The following is an 18,469-nucleotide window of genomic DNA, read 5'->3' on the forward strand; positions in this document are numbered from 1 at the left end:
CGGCCCGAGCCCCCGTGCCCGCCGCCGGGAACCAGCCCCCGGCCCCCCGCGCCTCAATCGCCGGCGGGGCTGAATACGGCCAGCTGCGAGTGGGCGCCGCCCTACCTGTGCGGGTCGCCGGGGGGTCGCCTCAATCGCCGGCGGGGCTTGGTTTTTGGCTGGTGTCGCCCTGTGCGTGCGGGTGGGTTGGGCTGAGGGTGGTCTCGCACGCCGGGGGCTGGATGGGGCTGCGCCGGCCTACCTGTGCGGGTCGCCGGGGGGTCGCCTCAATCGCCGGCGGGGCTTGAGTTTGGCCGACGTCGTCCTGCTTGCATGGGTGGGCGGGGCTGAAGGTCGCCTCAATCGCCGCCGGGGCTGGAATTGGCTCGCCTCAGCCCGCAAGTGCGGCTTGGCGGGTGGGGGATCCAGACCGCGGCGCGATTCCGGCCTCGCCCGGGGGACCGTCCCAGCGGTGGCCGGGGGAGTTTGAGCCCCGGGAGCGGTTCAGCCCGTGCGGCGTTTGAGGACCGGGGTCTGGGGCGGAGCCCCAGGGGTCTTCCAGCCCGTCCGGCGTTTGAGGGCCGGGTCAGGGCCGGGCCCTGGGAACGGTGGAAGGGAGGGGAGGGGACTTCGCCCCGCAGGGCCGAACGAGCCGCACCCGCCCACCGGGCCAGCATGAGTCGGCCCTGGCAGGCACCCCGGCCGGCCACCGCCGGACGGAGTCCGGCGCAGCGGGGCGAAGCCCGGGAGGCCCGCCAGGGCCGAGCGGCGCGAGCGCCGCGTCAAGAGGCGTCAGGAAGGCGTCGGCGCCGGCTGGAGCTGGTCCGCCAGCCAGGTGGGGATGCCGCCGAGGAGGTGGAAGAGGCGGCGCGCCTCCGCACGGAGCCGGGTCGCCTCCGGCTCCGGTTCGGCTTCCGCGAGGGCCGCCAGCGCCGGAGCCGTGCCCACCAGGAAGCCCAGGTCCTCCCGGATGCGGAGGGACTCCGCGAAGCCCTGGCGGGCTTCGGCGACCTCCCCGTCCCGCAGGGCCAGCGCGGCCAGGTGCCGCCACGTGAAGGACAGGAGCAGGGTGTCACCGTGGGTGAGCGCCCCCGCATGGGCCCGCCGGTACGCGGGCAGCGCCGACGAAGGCGCGTCCGCCAGGTGCTCGGCGACCAGACCCCGCCGGAAGTCCAGGAGTGGCCGGGTACGCGACCCGGGGGACAGCAGCGCCGCCGCCCGGCCGAGTGCGGAGCGGGCCTCGTCGGCCCGGTCGCGTACGCCCAGTACGGTCGCCGCGTACGCCAGGTGGCCCCGCTCGCACGCGGCCGCGCCCCGGTCGTCGTCGTCCTGGGCGACGGCTTCGGCGACCCGCAGCGCGTCCTCCGCCTCGGCCCAGCCCTGTGCGGTGAACAGGCAGCGCTCGACGAGCAGTCCGGTCCGCTGTACGGCGGCTCCGGCGTCGTGCAGGTGCGGAATCAGCAGCGCCGCCGCGTCGGTCCAACAGCCGCGCGAGCGCAGCCGCCATATCGCCCGCTGGAGGGGGTCGTCTCCCCCGATAGTTCCGGCACTGGACATGGCGGTATCCGCCACATTGCCCTCCCCAAAGCAACCAAGCAGCACGTCGTTGAGCCCTGGGGCGAAATGAGAGCACGGATCGGCAGGTTCGGCCAAGGGGTCGGGTGAACTCTTTCACAAAGTCCGGACGGATCATCAGTCACCCCCGCCCTGCCCGGGCCCGGCCGCGGCCCCGCCCCGCCCGGCCCCCCGGCCGGTCGGGCGGCGGATCTTCTCAGCTCATCCGCAGTGCCAGGAAGAAGTCGAGCTTGTCCTCGAGGCGGGAAAGGTCCCGCGCCGTCAACTGCTCGATTCGCCCGACCCGGTACCTCAGCGTGTTGACGTGGAGGTGCAGCCGCGTCGCGCAGCGGGTCCACGAGCCGTCGCAGTCCAGGAAGGCTTCGAGCGTGGGGATGAGCTCCGCCCGGTGGCGGCGGTCGTAGTCCCGCAGCGGGTCGAGCAGCCGGGCCGTGAAGGCGCGGCGGACGTCGTCCGGGACGAACGGGAGCAGCAGGACGTGCGAGGCCAGCTCGTGGTGTCCGGCCGCGCAGACCCGGCCCGGGCGGGCCGCGGCGACCCGGCGGGCGTGCCGGGCCTCTTCCAGGGCCCCGCGGAGCCCTTCGGCGGAGGACACGGCCGCGCTGACGCCCAGTGTGAGCCGGCCGTCGTCGGCGAGCCCGGCCGCCAGGGGGTCGCGTACGGACGCGAGCAGCGTTTCCGCGTGCAGGGCGGTGTCGGGGCCCTTCTCCTCGCCCGGCTCCGCGGCGGGCGCGGGAAGCGGTACGAGGGCGATCGCCTCGTCCCCGGCGTGCGCCACGGCGATCCGGTCCGAGGGTTCCGGCCCGGAGATCGACGGGTCCACGAGGATCTCTTCCAGCAGCGACTGGGCCACGGGACCGCCGGCGATGTCCCCGCCGTCCCAGTCGACCCGTGCCACGACGACCTGCCAGTGCGGGGCGGTGCCCAGCCCGGGCAGGAGCACCGGCGCGGCCACCCGCAGGCGGGCGGCGATCTCGGCGGGCGGAGCGCCCGTCTGGACCAGCTCCAGCACCTCCTGGGCGAGGCGGCGGCGCACCGTACGGGCCGCGTCGCGGCGGTCCCGCTCGACCGCGATCAGCTGGGTGACGCCCTGGAGCAGGTCGAGCCGCTCGGCCGGCCAGTCGCCCGCGTCGGCCTCCACGGCCAGCAGCCAGTCGGAGAGCACGCTCTCGCGGACGTCCCGGGCCGCAGGTCCGGCGGCGCCGCGCCCGTGTCCCCTGATCGGGAAGAGGGAGTAGGTAATACCCTGGATGGAGATCCGGTGCGGTCCCCTGCGGCCCGTCCGGACCGCCGCGAGGTGTTCGCTCGCCAGCGCCGCGCAGACGCCCGGCGCCAGGGGTTCGCCCGCTCCGGCGATCTGCCGGCCCGTGGGCGAGAGCACCCAGGCCCGGAGATCGAGGTCCGTGGTGAGCAGATCGAGCACCACATCGGGGCCACCGCCGGCCGGACCGGAGGTCATGAGCCGCCGATGGCGGTCCACGACGGCCGCGAGGTCCCCGGCTCGCTCTCCCGACACCTGGCGCACCACATACTCGGTGATGGTGGCGAATGCAACGTCTTCGTTTACAGCGAACAACGGCAGACGGTTGCGCAGACACGCCGTGACGAGGTCGTCGGGAATGTCGCCCAGTTCGGCCTCGCCGGCCGCGAGCCCGGCCACGCCGGCGCTCGCGAGGATTCGTACGAACGGCTCGGAATCGGCTGAATTTCGTCTCCAGGCCAGGCCAGTGAGGACTAGTTCACCCCCGGACAGGTATCGGCTGGGATCCCTGAGGTCGGTCGTCATGACCCCGCGGACCGTCCGGTCCAGTTCTTCCTCGCCGCCGAGCAGCCGCAGCCCCAGCGCCTCGGTTTCCAGCAGTGCGCGCAGCCGCATGATGTCGCCGCCGATCTGTCTCGAATGTTGCCGTTGGAAATCGGGCAGGTCGTCGCATCCTGCCTTTCATACGAATCTACAAGACGAGGGAGGTCCCCAGCCAACTCCTTCATGGTTTCGGTGACTGCACCCGGGGGACACACGGCCGGTGTACTGAGTCCACACCGCGTTAACAGCACGTGAACGACCAGTCGAGGGCCCTTAGGCCTCCTGGCTTGAAGTGAACGACCCGATTGAGAAGAAGAGAGCCGCACATGGACTTCCTTCGCCCCGCCAGCTGGGAGGAGGCGCTCGCCGCTAAGGCCGAGTTCCCCACAGCTGTGCCGATTGCGGGTGGCACCGATGTGATGGTCGAGATCAACTTCGACCACCGTCGGCCGGAGTACCTCCTGGACCTGAACCGCATCGGTCTCCTGCGGGAGTGGGAGGTCGGCGAGGACGTGGTTCGTCTGGGCGCCTCCGTCCCGTACACGCAGATCATGGAGAACCTCCGCACGGAGCTTCCGGGACTCGCGCTCGCCTCGCGCACGGTCGCGTCCCCGCAGATCCGTAACCGCGGCGGTGTCGGCGGCAACCTCGGTTGCGCCTCGCCGGCCGGCGACTCCCACCCCGCGCTGCTCGCGGCGGGCGCGGAGGTCGAGGTGGAGTCCGTACGCGGATCCCGCCTCATCCCGATCGACGAGTTCTACACGGGCGTCAAGCGCAACGCGCTGGCCGCCGACGAGCTCATCAAGACCGTCCACGTCAAGAAGGCGGACGGACCCCAGCAGTACTCCAAGGTCGGCTCCCGCAACGCGATGGTCATCGCCGTCTGCGCGTTCGGCCTGGCGCTGCACCCCGAGACCCGCACGGTCCGCACCGGAATCGGTTCGGCCGCGCCGACTCCGATCCGGGCGAAGGTTGCCGAGGAGTTCCTGAACGCCGCGCTCGAAGAGGGTGGCTTCTGGGAGTCCGGCAAGGTCATCACCCCGTCGATCGCCAAGCAGTTCGGTGACCTCGCCTCCGGCGCGGCCAACCCGATCGACGACGTCCGCGGCACGGCGAAGTACCGCCGCCACGCGGTCGGCATCATGGCTCGCCGCCAGCTCGTCTGGACCTGGGAGCAGTACCGCGGTACCGGAAACGGCCGCTCGCTTGAAGGGGCTGCGTAATCATGCGCGTCAATTTCACTGTCAACGGTCGTCCGCAGGAAGCCGACGACGTCTGGGAGGGCGAGTCCCTCCTGTACGTTCTGCGCGAACGCATGGGCCTGCCGGGTTCGAAGAACGCCTGTGAGCAGGGCGAGTGCGGTTCCTGCACCGTCCGTCTCGACGGCGTGCCGGTCTGTTCCTGTCTGGTCGCGGCCGGTCAGGTCGAGGGCCGCGACGTCGTGACCGTCGAGGGCCTGGCGGAGTTCGCCAAGCAGCGCGACGAGCACGGCCACGGCGGTGCCTGCGGTACCGGTGGCGGCTGCGGCGGCAAGGGCGGCGTCACTCTGGACGCGGCCAAGCAGTGGCAGGCGCACGGGCCCAACAGCGAGCGCCCCTCGCGGGCGGGCGACTCGCAGACCGGCGAGGGCGTGGAGCTCTCCACCATCCAGCAGGCGTTCATCGACGCCGGCGCCGTGCAGTGCGGTTTCTGCACCCCGGGCCTCCTGGTCCAGGCCGACGCGCTGCTGGAGGAGAACCCCTCCCCGTCCGACCAGGACATCCGTGAGTCCCTGTCCGGCAACCTCTGCCGCTGCACGGGCTACGAGAAGATCCTCGACGCGGTCCGCCTCGCGGCCGCCCGGCAGTCTGAGGCGGTCTGATCATGGCCCAGAACACGCGCACGGTTCCGGCGGGTACGCCGACCAACGTCACGCAGAAGCACACCAAGGGTGGCATCGGCGAGTCCACGCTGCGCCCCGACGGCACCCTCAAGGTGACCGGTGAGTTCGCGTACTCCTCGGACATGTGGCACGAGGACATGCTGTGGGGCCAGACGCTCCGCAGCACCGTGGCCCACGCCGAGATCGTCTCGATCGACATCTCCGAGGCCCTGGCGATGCCGGGTGTCTACTCGGTGCTGACGTACGACGACCTGCCGGCCGAGATGAAGAACTACGGCCTCGAGATCCAGGACACCCCGGTTCTCGCCAACGGCCGGGTCCGTCACCACGGTGAGCCGGTAGCCCTCGTGGCGGCCGACCACCCGGAGACCGCCCGCCGCGCGGCCGCCAAGATCAAGATCGACTACCGTGAGCTGCCGCTCGTCACGGACGAGGCCTCGGCCATCGCCCCGGACGCGCCGCTGATCCACGAGGGCCGTGACGACCACCACATCGGTCACGTCCCGCACCCGAACATCGTGCACCGCCAGCCGATCATCCGCGGCAACGTGGAAGAGGCCCGCAAGCGCGCCGATGTCATCGTCGAGGGCGAGTACACCTTCGGCATGCAGGACCAGGCCTTCCTCGGCCCGGAGTCCGGTCTGGCCGTGCCGTCCGAGGACGGCGGTGTCGAGCTGTACGTCGCCACCCAGTGGCTGCACTCGGACCTCCAGCAGATCGCCCCGGTCCTGGGCCTGCCGCCGGAGAAGGTCCGCATGACGCTCTCGGGCGTCGGCGGTGCCTTCGGTGGCCGTGAAGACATCTCGATGCAGATCCACGCCTGCCTCCTGGCCCTGGCCACGAACAAGCCGGTCAAGATCGTCTACAACCGCTTCGAGTCCTTCTTCGGCCACGTGCACCGTCACCCGGCGAAGCTGTACTACGAGCACGGCGCCACCAAGGACGGCAAGCTCACGCACATGAAGTGCAAGATCGTCCTGGACGGCGGCGCGTACGCGTCCGCTTCCCCGGCGGTCGTGGGCAACGCCTCCTCGCTCTCGGTCGGTCCGTACGTCCTGGAGGACGTGGACATCGAGGCGATCGCGCTCTACACGAACAACCCGCCCTGTGGCGCGATGCGCGGCTTCGGCGCCGTCCAGGCCTGCTTCGCCTACGAGGCCCAGATGGACAAGCTCGCGGCGAAGCTGGGCATGGACCCGGTCGAGTTCCGCCAGCTCAACGCCATGGAGCAGGGCACGGTCATGCCCACCGGCCAGGTCGTGGACGCCCCGGCGCCCGTCGCCGAGCTGCTGCGCCGGGTCAAGGCCCGCCCGATGCCGCCGGAGCGCCAGTGGGAGACCGCCGGCGAGAGCGCGGACGTCCGCGCGCTGCCCGGTGGCCTCTCCAACACCACCCACGGTGAAGGCGTCGTACGCGGCGTCGGCTACGCGGTCGGCATCAAGAACGTCGGCTTCTCCGAGGGCTTCGACGACTACTCCACCGCCCGCGTGACCCTCGAGGTCATCAACGGCGAGCCCGTCGCGATGGTCCACACGGCCATGGCGGAGGTCGGCCAGGGCGGTATCACCGTCCACGCGCAGATCGCCCGTACCGAGCTGGGTGTCACGCAGGTGACCATCCACCCGGCCGACACGCAGGTCGGCTCCGCCGGTTCCACGTCCGCCTCGCGGCAGACGTACATGACCGGTGGCGCCGTGAAGAACACCTGTGAGGCCGTCCGCGAGGCGGTTCTGGAGATCGGCCGGCGCAAGAACGGCTCGTACCACCCCGCGTGGGCGACCGCCGAGCTGCTCCTCGAAGGCGGCAAGGTCGTCACCGATGGCGGAGAGGTCCTCGCGGACATCGCCGACATCCTTGAGGGCGAGGACGCGATCGACCTCGAGCTCGAGTTCCGTCACGCCCCGACCGAGGCCTTCGACCTGGTCACCGGCCAGGGCAACGGCCACGTCCAGTACACCTTCGCCGCGCACCGCGCGGTCGTCGAGGTGGACACCGAGCTCGGTCTCGTCAAGGTCGTCGAGCTGGCGACCGCCCAGGACGTCGGCAAGGCGCTGAACATGCTCTCCGTGGTCGGCCAGATCCAGGGTGGTACCACCCAGGGCCTGGGCGTCGCGATCATGGAAGAGATCATCGTGGACCCGAAGACCGCGAAGGTGCGCAACCCCTCCTTCACGGACTACCTGATCCCGACCATCCTCGACACCCCGACCATCCCGGTCGACGTCCTGGAGCTCGCCGACCCGAAGGCCCCGTACGGCCTGCGCGGTATGGGCGAGGCCCCGACCCTCTCGTCCACCCCGGCCGTCATCGCGGCGATCCGGGCGGCGACCGGTCTGGAGATCAACAAGACGCCGATCCGTCCGGAACTGCTCACCGGCACCCTCTAGGGACGGCGTGGTCCGGGGGCCTCGCGGCCCCCGGACCCCCCAGATTTCCGGGCGGTGTGACCACGACGGAACGTCACACTTCCAGTCGCACCGCCCGGAGCACAGAAGTCCGGAGTCATCAGTACCGCACCGCTCGCGGTCAGTTTCACCGGAAGTACCCCAGCAACACCCCCGGTCGCACCACCTACCCCCCGGTGTCACCAGCAATACCAGTCGTACCGCAAAACCCACGCAGTACCCGCAGTACACGCAGTGCACCATTTGCGTCGCCTCGGGCCGTCACCCCGGGTCGTGCAGCCAAACGCGGTTTCCCAAATCCCGTGTCTCCAATCTTTATGCGGGTGCCCCTTTGAACCTTGGGAGTTAGGCACCATGACCCAGTCCTCTGTAGAGCCCAAGACCAGTGCGGAGGAGGCCGGAGACGGCTCTCCGAACCCCGCTGGGCAGCCTTGGCTCGACCGGTACTTCCACATATCCAAGCGTGGATCCAACGTCGGCAACGAAGTGCGTGGCGGTATCACGACCTTCATGGCCATGGCGTACATCCTGCTGCTGAACCCCCTGCTCCTGTCGGGCAAGGACGTCGAGGGCAGCGCGTTGGCAGCCTCGGCGGTCATCACCGCCACGGCGTTCGCCGCGGCCGTCACCACCCTGCTCATGGGCTTCGTCGGCAAGGTGCCGCTCGCCCTCGCCGCCGGCCTCTCGGTGTCCGGTGTGCTGGCCTCGCAGGTGGCCCCCCAGATGACCTGGCCGCAGGCCATGGGCATGTGCGTGGTCTACGGCGTCGTGATCTGTCTCCTGGTCGTCACCGGCCTCCGAGAGATGATCATGAACGCGATCCCGCTCGCGCTCAAGCACGCGATCACCATGGGCATCGGCCTCTTCGTCGCCCTGATCGGCTTCGTGAAGGCGGGCTTCGTCGGCAACGGTGGGGAGTTCATGCCCCCCGTGCAGCTCGGCGCCACCGGTGAGCTTTCCGGCTGGCCCGTCCTGCTCTTCGCCATCACGCTGGTCTCCATCTTCATGCTGCAGGCCCGCAAGGTCCCCGGCGCGATCCTGATCGGCATCGTCGGCGGCACCATCCTGGCCGCGATCCTCAACGCCATCGTGGACATCGACCCGAAGGCCTGGAAGAACGGCCCGCCGGTGCTCGAGGGCTCCGTGGTCTCCAAGCCCGACTTCTCGCTCTTCGGCGACGTCAGCTTCGGCGGCTGGGGCGACGTCGGCTACATGACGGTCGGCATGATCGTCTTCACCCTGGTGCTCGCGGGCTTCTTCGACGCGATGGCCACCATCATCGGTGTCGGCACCGAGGCCAAGCTGGCCGACGAGCAGGGCCGCATGCCGGGCCTGTCCAAGGCGCTGTTCATCGACGGCGCCGGTGGCGCCATCGGCGGCATCGCGGGTGGCTCCGGCCAGACCGTGTTCGTCGAGTCCGCGACCGGCGTCGGTGAGGGTGCCCGCACAGGCCTCGCCTCCGTCGTCACCGGCCTCTTCTTCGCCGCCTGCCTCTTCTTCACCCCGATCACGCAGATCGTCCCGGGTGAGGTCGCCTCCGCCGCCCTGGTCGTCATCGGCGCGATGATGATGCAGAACGCCCGCCACGTGGACTGGGCCGACAGCTCGACCGCGATCCCGGTCTTCCTGACCGTCGTGGTCATGCCGTTCACCTACTCGATCACGGCCGGCGTCGCCGCCGGTGTGATCTCCTACGTCGCCATCAAGGTGGCGCAGGGCAAGGCGCGTGAAATCGGTGCCTTCATGTGGGCGCTGACCGGCATCTTCCTGGTGTTCTTCGCGCTGCACCCCATCGAGGGCTGGCTCGGCGTCGGCTAGGCCCGGCGATGATCCGTACCTGACCCTCCACGCATCCGATACTGGAATCCGAACCCCTCCGAGGAGGCCCCCCATGCTGGACATCGCCGAAGAACTGAACCGGTGGGTCGAGCAGGGGCGTGACTTCGCCGTCGCCACGGTCGTGGCGGTCGGCGGGAGCGCACCCAGGCAGCCCGGAGCGGCCCTCGCCGTCGACAGTGACGGCACGGCCATCGGCTCGGTTTCCGGTGGATGTGTGGAGGGTGCGGTGTACGAGCTGTGCCAGCAGGCGCTGGAGGACGGGGAAACCGTCCAGGAGCGCTTCGGGTACAGCGATGACGATGCCTTCGCGGTAGGTCTGACCTGCGGCGGGATCATCGACATCCTGGTCACCCCGGTTCCCGTGGGCTCTCCCGCCCGGGAGGTGTTCGCGGCTGCGCTGGCCGCCGCCGCCCGAGGGGAGGCGGCGGCGGTCGCACGGATCGCCGAAGGCCCGGCCGAGCTGATGGGCCGCGCCCTACTGGTCCGGGGCGAAGGCTCCTACGAAGGCGGGTTCGGCGGCCACCCCGAGCTGGACCGCGCCATCGCCGACGAGGCCCGGGCCATGCTCGACGCCGGCAAGACCGGCGTGCTGGAGATCGGCGCGGACGGCCGGCTCTGCGGAGAGCCGCTCAAGGTGCTGGTCGAGTCCAGCGTCCCGCCGCCCCGGATGATCGTCTTCGGTGCGATCGACTTCGCCTCCGCCCTGGTGCGGATCGGCAAGTTTCTCGGCTACCGGGTCACGCTGTGTGACGCCCGGCCCGTGTTCGCCACGAAGAACCGTTTCCCCGATGCGGACGAAATCGTGGTCGACTGGCCGCACCGCTACCTGGAGGAGCAGTCCTCCACGGGTACGGTCGACGGCCGGACGGTCCTCTGCGTCCTCACGCACGACGCCAAGTTCGACGTACCGCTCCTCGAACTGGCCCTCAAACTTCCCGTCGCCTACGTGGGCGCCATGGGCTCCCGCCGCACCCACGAGGACCGCAACAAGCGGCTCCGTGAGGTCGGCGTCACCGAACTCGAACTGACCCGGCTGCGCTCCCCGATCGGCCTGGACCTCGGCGCCCGCTCCCCGGAGGAGACCGCGCTGTCCATCGCCGCCGAGATCGTGGCCAACCGGCGCGGCGGCACCGGCGCTGCCCTGACCGGCGCGCACATCCCGATCCACCCGGACGTCTCGAACACGGTGATCAGCAGGATCGGTTCCGTCGCTTGAAGAGGTGACGGGCTTTAGCGCGGTGTGGAAAGGGCGCAACCCCGTGGGGGTTGCGCCCTTTCGTTGTTCCGCCTATCTTACCGGCCGGTAACAGTGTCTCCCCGTAACGGAGTTGACCGGATGTCTGCCAGTCGCTCGAGTAATCGCCGCGCCCTGCCCGCGATGGCGGCCGTGGCCGGGCTGGCCTTGGCCGCCCTCGTGGCGGGCCCCGCGCCCGCGGCGGGCGCCGGGTCCGCCGGACCGGGCCCGCGCGAGGTCTTGTTCGTGGGCAACAACTGGGAGGGCACCGCCGACGTCCTCGCCTCCACCGGGGACCTCGCCAAGGTGGGCCGGATCGACATGGTCCCGGACAAGGAGGAGCGGCTCCGGGAGATCTACCTCAACCCCGTGAAGCTCGCCTACTTCCTGGGTGTGCGGGCCACCGCGGGAGAGGGTCACGACCAGTTCGTGGACGACATGTACACCACCCCGGACGGCTCCGCCGTCGTCGCCTCCCGGCCCAGCTTCGCCGACGTCGTCTCCATCGACGTCCGCACCGGCCGGGTCAACTGGCGCTTCCCCGTGGCCGGTTACCGGGCCGACCACATGGCCGTCTCCCCGGACGGCACGCGCGTGGCGATCTCGGCCTCCACCGCCAACACGGTGCACGTCCTCGACATCGCGAGCGGCCGCCAGGCCGGCTCCTTCACCACCGGCGACAAACCGCACGAGAACACCTACACCCGGGACGGCCGCTTCCTGTGGAACAGCTCCATCGGTGACGTGACCTCCGCCCTCGACGCGCCCTGGCTGGACTGGACGAAGGGCGACCGGAAGATCACGGTCGTCGACGCGCAGACCTTCCGCCCGGTCCGGGTGATCGACATGCGGGCCCGCCTCGACGCCTTCGGCCGCTCCGACCTCTCCGACGCGGTCCGGCCCATGTCCTTCGCCCCGGACGAGTCGAAGCTCTACTTCCAGGTGTCCTTCTTCAACGGCTTCGTCGAGTACGACGTGGCCGCGGACCGGATCACCCGGATCAAGACCCTCCCCCAGAACCCCGCCACCAGCACCGACCGCACCACCTGGGTCAACGACTCCCGGCACCACGGAATGTCCATGAGCCCGGACGGGGCCAAACTGTGCATCGCGGGCACCATGGACGACTACGTGACCGTAGTGGACCGCGCCACCCTGGAGCAGGGGCCGCTCGTACCCGCCGCCAAGCCCTACTGGGCCACCGTCGACGGCGACGGCTCCGGATGTGTGATCTCCGAGAGCGGCGCCGACCGGGTCACGGCCATCGACTTCGCCACGGGCGCCAAGCGGGTGTCCGTACCCGTCGGCGACCACCCGCAGCGGGTCCGGATCGGGCACGTCCCGGCGGACTGGACGGGTCCGGCGGCGCGCTGACCCGGAACGGGGAAGGGCCGGAACGGCGAAGGACCGGAACGGGGAGGGCCCGAACGGGGTAGGCCGGAAACCGCCCCTTATCAAGTGACTGGTCTGCGATGACCGATTAGTCTCCGGATCATGGTGGACATCCGCGAGGTACCCGAGGCCGACATCGACCGTGCTCTGGAGCTCGCGTACCTGGTCTTCCACGACCGTCCCGAGAAGGAGGGGCGCGAGCGCCACCACGACCTGCTCCGCCACTGCCTGCGGATCGGGGCGTACGAGGGCGACGCGATCGTCGGATTCATGGCCGCGCACGACTTCCGCCTCTCGGTGCCCGGGGCGGACCTGCCCTGCCCCGGGCTCACCTTCGTCTCCGTCGCCCCCACCCACCGCCGCCGCGGCGTACTGACCGCCCTGATGGGCGAGACACTGCGCCGGGCGGGGGCGGCCGGCAGCCCCGTCGCCGCCCTGTGGGCCTCCGAAGCCGCCATTTACGGGCGCTTCGGCTACGGCAGCGCGACCCAGGGCGCCACCATCGAGATCGACTCCACCCGGCCGCTGGCCCTGCGCATCGAACCGGACCGGCGGCCGCTGCGGCTGGTCGCCCCCGGGGACGCGGTCGCCGTCGTCGGCCCGTACCACGAGGCGGCCCGCAGGGTCCGGGCCGGGCGGCCGACCCGCACGGTCCTGCGCTGGACCGAGGAGTGGCTCACCGAGCAGGACGAGGAGGACGAGGAACTCAGCCCGCCCCGGATCATCTCCCTGGGCGAGCCGGGGGAACCGATCGCGGGCTACGTCCTCTACCGCACCAAGCCGGAGGCGGACGCCGCGGCCGTACGGACTCCGGGCCAGGTCCAGGTCCACGAGCTGGAGGCCGACACCCCGGCGGTCGCCGCCGCCCTGTGGGAGTGCGTGGCCTCCCTCGACCTCACGGGCCGGGTCACCGCGTGGGGCCGGCCGGCCGACGACCCGCTCCTGCACTTCGCCGCCGACCGGGACCAGGTCAGGGTCACCGCGGTGTTCCCGGCGCTCTGGCTGCGGCTGGTCGACGTGGCGGCGGCGCTGACCGCGCGGTCCTGGGCGGCGCCCGTGGAACTCGTACTGGAGCTGACCGACGTACGGCTGCCCGCGAACGCGGGGCGGTTCCTCCTCAAGGCCGGGCCGGACGGGGCGGCGTACCAACCCGCCGCGGGCCGGGCCCCGGACCTGACCCTGGACGTACGGGAGCTCGCGGCCTGCTACCTCGGCGGGACCCGGGCCGTCGAACTGGCCGCGGCCGCACTGGTGGTGGAGCACAGCCCCGGCGCGGCGGCCGCCCTGGACGCGGGGCTGCGGACCCCGCTGCTGCCGCACACGGCGGACGAGTTCTAGGGCTACTCGGCTCCGCCGTACCGGGCTTCCGCGTCCGCGGCGGCGCGCTGCTCGCGGAAGTTCAGCACGTAGGCGTCGTGCACCGGCGCGCTCTCGTACTTCAGTAGGGCCTCGTCGTTGCTGGTGAGGGCCATCCCGGTGTAGGTGTGGCTGCCCGTGAAGATGAGCTTCTGGTCCTTCACGCCCTTGTAGGAGCCCTCGATGAGCAGGTACTTGGTGTGGCTGAACGTTCCGGAGGCCTGGGGGTCGGCCGGGTTCTTCAGCTCGTCGTTGGCCAGGCGGTGGAGGGTGATCTTGCCCTTCGCGGTCGTCCGCGTGAGCCAGTAGGCCGTCTCCCGGTGCACGCCCTGCGCCTCGTAGTCGGCGAGCTTGCCGTAGACGATGTCGACGAAGCAGCCGGCGTCGGCCAGCCTCCAGAGCTTCTCGGCCACGGCCGGCCGGGAGATGTGACCGTTGGCGATGCGGATCACGGTGCGGCCGTCGGCCGTGCCGTGGCCCGGGGTGTTCCCGTGGCAGACAGCCACCGGCTGTCCGTCGGGACCGGTCACGGGGGTCTCGATCATGCTCAGGATGTTCTCGACGACGTCCGTCTTGGCGTCGGGGTTCGTCGAGTTGCGCGGGAAGAAGTAACCCTTGGCAGGTGCCGCCTCCACGTCGATCGCCAGGTTGTCGACCCGCCCGGAACCGTCCGGCCGCGCCTGCGAGGCGGTCATGAGGTCGAAGTAGCGGGTGTAGCCGGCATACAGGGCCTCGTTGCCTGCGACGGTCATGGCGTCGTTCCAGGCGGACTCGCGGTCCCAGGTGGTGAGGTTGCCGGAGGACTGCACGACGACGTTGTCGACCGGCTTGCCCTTGTCGGGCGAGCCGCTGCCGGTGGTCCGGGAGAAGAGGAACATCTTGTTGTGGTTGACGCCGCCCGTGCCCTTGGCCAGGCAGGGCTGGTCCGGGGCGCACACCCTGAACCAGGAGGTTCCGTACGTCGCGCCCGCGGGCGGGACCGCGGCGAAGGCGGTGGTCAGCTTGTCCCGCACCAGCGCACCGGCGCCGGCCATCCAGGGGTTGCTGACGGTGTCGTCGTCGACGAGGACCTGTACGTTCACGTTCCTGCGGTGCGCCGCCGCGAGCTGGTCCGCGAGCCAGCCCGACCCGAACATGTACAGGGATATACGGATCTCCGACCCACTCCGGGCGCCGTTGACGAGGCGCCCGAGGTGGCTGAGGATCGCGCCCTGCTCGGCTGCCGTGCCCTTGGGCCTGTTGAAGAGGGGGCCGGTGGTCACGTACGTCGTCGTGTCCTCGGCGGAGGCAGCCGGTGCGCCCACCGTCAGGAGGCTCCCGAGGAGGAGCGCGGTGAGCAGTCTCTTTCTGATCATGGCCGCTACTTTATGGCGGCTCTACTGTGCGCGATCGCCCGGGACGCCGTCGGGCGGGCGGGTGGGGGCGGTCGCAGGTGGGTGGGGGCGGGCGAGCGGACCGCCCCCACCCCGGGCCCCGGAGGGCCCGGTTCAGCGGGTGGGCAGTGAGATCCGGGCGGCCGACATGCCGAAGGAGGGGTCCAGGACGCCGGTGGAGATCCCGTCACCCAGCCGGTGCAGGTCCTCCTCGCGGTAACGCCGCGCGTTCCGGTGCCAGTTGAGGATTCCGGCGAGCCAGTCCCGCAGCTCGCCGACATAGTCGTCGAGTCCGGACCGGGCGCCCTCCTCCAGCTTCCAGTCCTCGTAGAGCAGCGGCAGCTGGGCGTCGACGATGTGCTCGAACTCCTCGGTGCGCTGCGTCATCAGCGAGTGGCAGATGTGCAGGGCCTCGGCATAGCCGATGTCGAAGAAGTTGCGGGTGACGAGTACGTAGTTGTGCACCTCGCCCTCGACCTCCACCTCCTTCTGGTAGGAGAAGATGTCGTTCATCAGGCACGCGGCGTCGGCCGCGGCGTTCTCCAGGGAACGGATGGTGCCGGAGGCGTAGATCTCCTCGGGGATGCCCCGGCCCGCCTGGCCGAGCCGGCACAGGTACATGGTGAGGTAGGTGCCGAAGGTGCGGCGGCGCATCTCGGCGTAGTCCACCGGGTCCGGGATGCGGTTCAGGAGCTGGTTGTCCACCTCCCACAGCCAGCTCTCCAGCATGTCCACGAGGGTGGCCCGGAACTCCGCGCGCACCGTGGGGCCCATGTCCCGGCTGGTGCGCACCCACAGGTCGCCGAGGGCGCGCTCCATCGCGGTCGCGGGCACCGCCTGTTCGGCGTGGTCCACCGGGATCATGGCGAGGAGCCGGGCGTGCGTGGCCTTGGCCGCCGCCGGGTTCTTGGCCTGCGCGAAGACCACCGGGTAGTAGTCGTCGCCGTACGTGCCCCAGGTCAGCCACGAGGCGTTGAGGGTCAGTGCCTCGGGGGTGGCGTCGGGGTCGATGCCGGCCGAGCAGAGCGCGAAATCGTAGCCGCGCAGCTTCTCCTCGTTCCAGATCGCGGAGCCGGGGTCGCCGGGCTGGGGGTGGAGCAGGCCCATCTCCCGCGCCCAGGCCACGGATTCCTCGCGTGCGCGGGCGTGGTGCGGGCTGAGGGTGAGCGGGAACGGCATGTAGATGTCCGGGATGACGGACGGACCGGTGCGCTCGAAGGGGACGTGGGTGAAGGAGCGCCGGCGCAATTCCAGGGCGCGGGGGGCGAGGATGGAGCGGAGGTCGAGGGCGGTGGTGCCGAGGCCCGAGGGCATGAAGGGCAGGGTGAGCGGGGCGGTGGCCCGGGCCTCCTTGTTCATGTAGCGGCTGGAGACCATGTGCCACTCGTGGCCGCCGGACTGCCAGTCCTGCAGGCCCTTGGCGTAGGCGAGGACGGCGGCGGTCTCCGCCGGGTTCATGGCGTGGTCGGCGAAGAGCTGGGGGAGTTCGGCGAGGGCGGTCTGCTCGAACTGGTGGAGCCGGGAGGTGAGGAGGTCGTTGGAGGCCTCGGCCGCCTCCTGGGTGGTGCAGCCCAGGAACGTCTCCAACACCAGGATGGCGTTGGAGAGTTCGCCTTCCTCGGAGACCTCGCGCTGGTAGGAGAAGATGTCGTTCCTGATGTGCACGGCGTCGGAGAAGGCGTCGCGCAGTACGCCGAGCGGGCGGGAGTGCGCGACGCGCGCCGGGACCTCGGCGGACACGTACTCGATGAGCCCGGCCGACCAGGGTGCGCCGCCGACCTTGCGGCGCATCTCGATGTACTCGAGGGGGTTGGAGATCCGCCCGATGTTGATGTTGGCGAGTTCCCACATCGACTCGTTGAGCAGGTTCCTGGTGGACTCGGAGAACCGCTCCCGCCAGTCCATCGACATGGCCGGGACGGTACGGGCCCACAGGTCGGCGAGGCCGGCCTCGACGGGGTTGGTCGCCTCGGGAAAACCGCCGGAGGAGGGGCCCAGGTCCATCGGCATGAAGGCGGCGAGCCGGTCGAGGTACGCCTTGGCGCCCTCACGGTCCTGGGAGCGCTTGTACATCTCCAGGAAGTGGTCGTCGAAGAAGAAGACCCACACGTACCAGTCGGTGATCAGGGACAGCGCCTCGCTGCCGCAGTCGGGGTGGGTGTAGGAGCACAGCAGGGCGTAGTCGTGCGAGTCGAGGTCGCTCTCCTCCCAGACGCCGGAACCTTCCAGCATCCCGAAGGCGCGGGCCCACTTCTTGGTGTGGACCCTGGCGTCCTCCAGGTGGGGGTTCAGTCGCGCCGGATAAGGCACATAGAAATCCGGCAGTTGAAACGGCTGCGTCACGGCAGGGTGGGCCTTTCATCTGTCTGTCCCGTTCGTTTCCCACGAGATCAGCAGGGCCCTACCCATGATGCCGGTGGGATAAGGGGTAGTTCACTTCATCAGGTGACGCGTGTGCCGTTCTGTGACGTATCGGGCTGGCAACCGGTAAAGAGACGGGTGAGGCGGCCAGGCAAGGGCCGGGGAGGGCGTCCCTCCCCGGCGCGGGGGCTCAGGCCCCGGCGGACTTCAGCTCGTCGAACGCCGGGTAGAACTTGCGCAACAGGCCGAAGGTCTCGGGGAAGTCGAGCTGGCCGGGGGCCGAGCTGGCGCCGAAGAAGGAGTAGGTGATCAGCGATCCGAGGGCCGGGAAGAAGACCCGCGAGACCGCTCCGGTCTCGCCCATGGCGATGACGATCAGCCGGGTGCCCTCGGCCCCGGCGCGCAGCAGCAGCGAGGCCAGCCGGCGCACGTCCCCCTCGGACTGCACCATCGTGGACACCTTGACCACATCGGCGCCGGCGCTCTTCGCCTCGTCGATGACGGTCTGGAGTTCCTCGGTGGCCGGGGTGAATTCGAAATTGTGGTAGGAAACGAGCGCCACCGTGTCATGTCGGTGGGCGGCCTCGATCACCTCGGACAGGATTTCCCCGGAGGAAAGCTCGATGTCCACGGCCTGGACCTGAGGGGCGAGGGCGCGGAACAGTTCGAGCCGCTCCGCTTCCGTGCCCTTCCAGTCGCCGCCCTCGCGAGCGGACCGGATCGTGGCCAGGACCGGCAGTGCCTTGAACGCGTCCACCTGCGCCAGGACATGGGCCGTGTCGGTCGCCGCGTACCTGTCGACGCGCAGTTCGGCCACATCGACACCGGCGCTCTTCGCGGCGTGTGCGCGCGGCTCGGTTTCGCTGTCGTCGAAGCTGACGGCCACCAGCGGAATGCCGCCGTCGAGAAGTGCCCGCAGTGAATTCATTTCTTGGTCACAGCCTTTTCGATTCCGATATCCGAGCGAACCACATGGTGAACGGGGCGGATTATACGTGGAATCGACCGGGGTGAGGGGGGTCGCCCGCCCCTTGGTCGGGCGAGTGCCCGGCGCGCCCGAAGGCGCTGGCGCCGCGTCGGCTGGCCGGCGGGCCTCAGGTCCCCGTCGGGATGGGCCGTGCGCCGGGCCTGGATGGACAGGCCCCAGTCGTCGCCCGTCAGGGCGGTGAGCGAAGCGGGGAACAGGCCGTCCTGCTCGCCCGTCCCGTGGGGGGGCCCGCCCGGCCTGACCTCCCGTACGAGGTGCCGCGCCCCCGCGCGGTCCCCCGC

12 protein-coding genes are annotated in these 18,469 nt (G+C 70.5%); 7 read left to right on the plus strand and 5 right to left on the minus strand.

Going from position 1 to position 18,469, the window contains the following annotated elements; translation table 11 throughout:
• Positions 1 to 771: 771 nt before the first annotated feature.
• Complete coding sequence (locus tag OTB20_RS20610; RefSeq protein WP_267819488.1) at positions 772 to 1,551, minus strand: hypothetical protein; 780 nt, start codon at positions 1,549 to 1,551, stop codon at positions 772 to 774.
• A 199-nt stretch (positions 1,552 to 1,750) separates the two neighbouring features.
• The gene (locus OTB20_RS20615; protein ID WP_267819490.1) at positions 1,751 to 3,430 is read right to left on the minus strand and encodes a PucR family transcriptional regulator; all 1,680 of its coding nucleotides are present in this window, start codon (positions 3,428 to 3,430) and stop codon (positions 1,751 to 1,753) included.
• A 254-nt stretch (positions 3,431 to 3,684) separates the two neighbouring features.
• On the opposite strand from OTB20_RS20615, the gene OTB20_RS20620 reads away from it, so the two are divergent.
• The 7 genes from OTB20_RS20620 to OTB20_RS20650 all read left to right on the plus strand — a co-directional run bounded on the left by OTB20_RS20620 (position 3,685) and on the right by OTB20_RS20650 (position 13,448).
• On the plus strand, positions 3,685 to 4,581 hold the full coding sequence (locus tag OTB20_RS20620; protein WP_267819492.1) for an FAD binding domain-containing protein: 897 nt from the start codon (positions 3,685 to 3,687) through the stop codon (positions 4,579 to 4,581).
• A 2-nt stretch (positions 4,582 to 4,583) separates the two neighbouring features.
• Entirely contained in the window at positions 4,584 to 5,219 is a 636-nt protein-coding gene (locus OTB20_RS20625) for a (2Fe-2S)-binding protein (protein WP_267819494.1), read from the plus strand.
• Between the two features lie 2 nt (positions 5,220 to 5,221).
• On the plus strand, positions 5,222 to 7,627 hold the full coding sequence (locus tag OTB20_RS20630) for a xanthine dehydrogenase family protein molybdopterin-binding subunit (RefSeq protein ID WP_267819496.1): 2,406 nt from the start codon (positions 5,222 to 5,224) through the stop codon (positions 7,625 to 7,627).
• A gap of 372 nt (positions 7,628 to 7,999) precedes the next feature.
• Positions 8,000 to 9,463 (plus strand): NCS2 family permease, encoded by a 1,464-nt coding sequence (locus OTB20_RS20635; protein WP_267819498.1) that lies wholly within the window; start codon positions 8,000 to 8,002, stop codon positions 9,461 to 9,463.
• Positions 9,464 to 9,536: 73 nt separating this feature from the next.
• Positions 9,537 to 10,700, plus strand: coding sequence for an XdhC family protein (locus OTB20_RS20640; RefSeq protein WP_267819500.1), 1,164 nt, complete (start codon positions 9,537 to 9,539; stop codon positions 10,698 to 10,700).
• A gap of 120 nt (positions 10,701 to 10,820) precedes the next feature.
• A complete protein-coding gene (locus tag OTB20_RS20645; protein ID WP_267819502.1) occupies positions 10,821 to 12,092 on the plus strand; it encodes a YncE family protein in 1,272 nt (423 codons plus the stop codon).
• Positions 12,093 to 12,212: 120 nt separating this feature from the next.
• Positions 12,213 to 13,448, plus strand: a complete 1,236-nt coding sequence (locus OTB20_RS20650; RefSeq protein ID WP_267819504.1) for a GNAT family N-acetyltransferase — start codon at positions 12,213 to 12,215, stop codon at positions 13,446 to 13,448.
• A 2-nt stretch (positions 13,449 to 13,450) separates the two neighbouring features.
• On the opposite strand, the gene OTB20_RS20655 is transcribed toward OTB20_RS20650, so the two are convergent.
• The 3 genes from OTB20_RS20655 to aroD form a co-directional block, all read right to left on the minus strand.
• Entirely contained in the window at positions 13,451 to 14,821 is a 1,371-nt protein-coding gene (locus OTB20_RS20655) for a phospholipase D-like domain-containing protein (RefSeq protein ID WP_267819506.1), read from the minus strand.
• 132 nt (positions 14,822 to 14,953) lie between these two features.
• The gene (locus tag OTB20_RS20660; RefSeq protein WP_267819508.1) at positions 14,954 to 17,182 is read right to left on the minus strand and encodes a terpene synthase family protein; all 2,229 of its coding nucleotides are present in this window, start codon (positions 17,180 to 17,182) and stop codon (positions 14,954 to 14,956) included.
• 208 nt (positions 17,183 to 17,390) lie between these two features.
• Positions 17,391 to 18,128 carry a type I 3-dehydroquinate dehydratase gene (gene aroD, locus OTB20_RS20665; protein WP_267819510.1) on the minus strand — a complete coding sequence of 246 codons (738 nt, stop codon included), beginning with the start codon at positions 18,126 to 18,128 and terminating at the stop codon, positions 17,391 to 17,393.
• Positions 18,129 to 18,469: the final 341 nt, after the last annotated feature.

This window comes from Streptomyces sp. H27-H1 (assembly GCF_026627445.1).
Classification (GTDB): domain Bacteria; phylum Actinomycetota; class Actinomycetes; order Streptomycetales; family Streptomycetaceae; genus Streptomyces.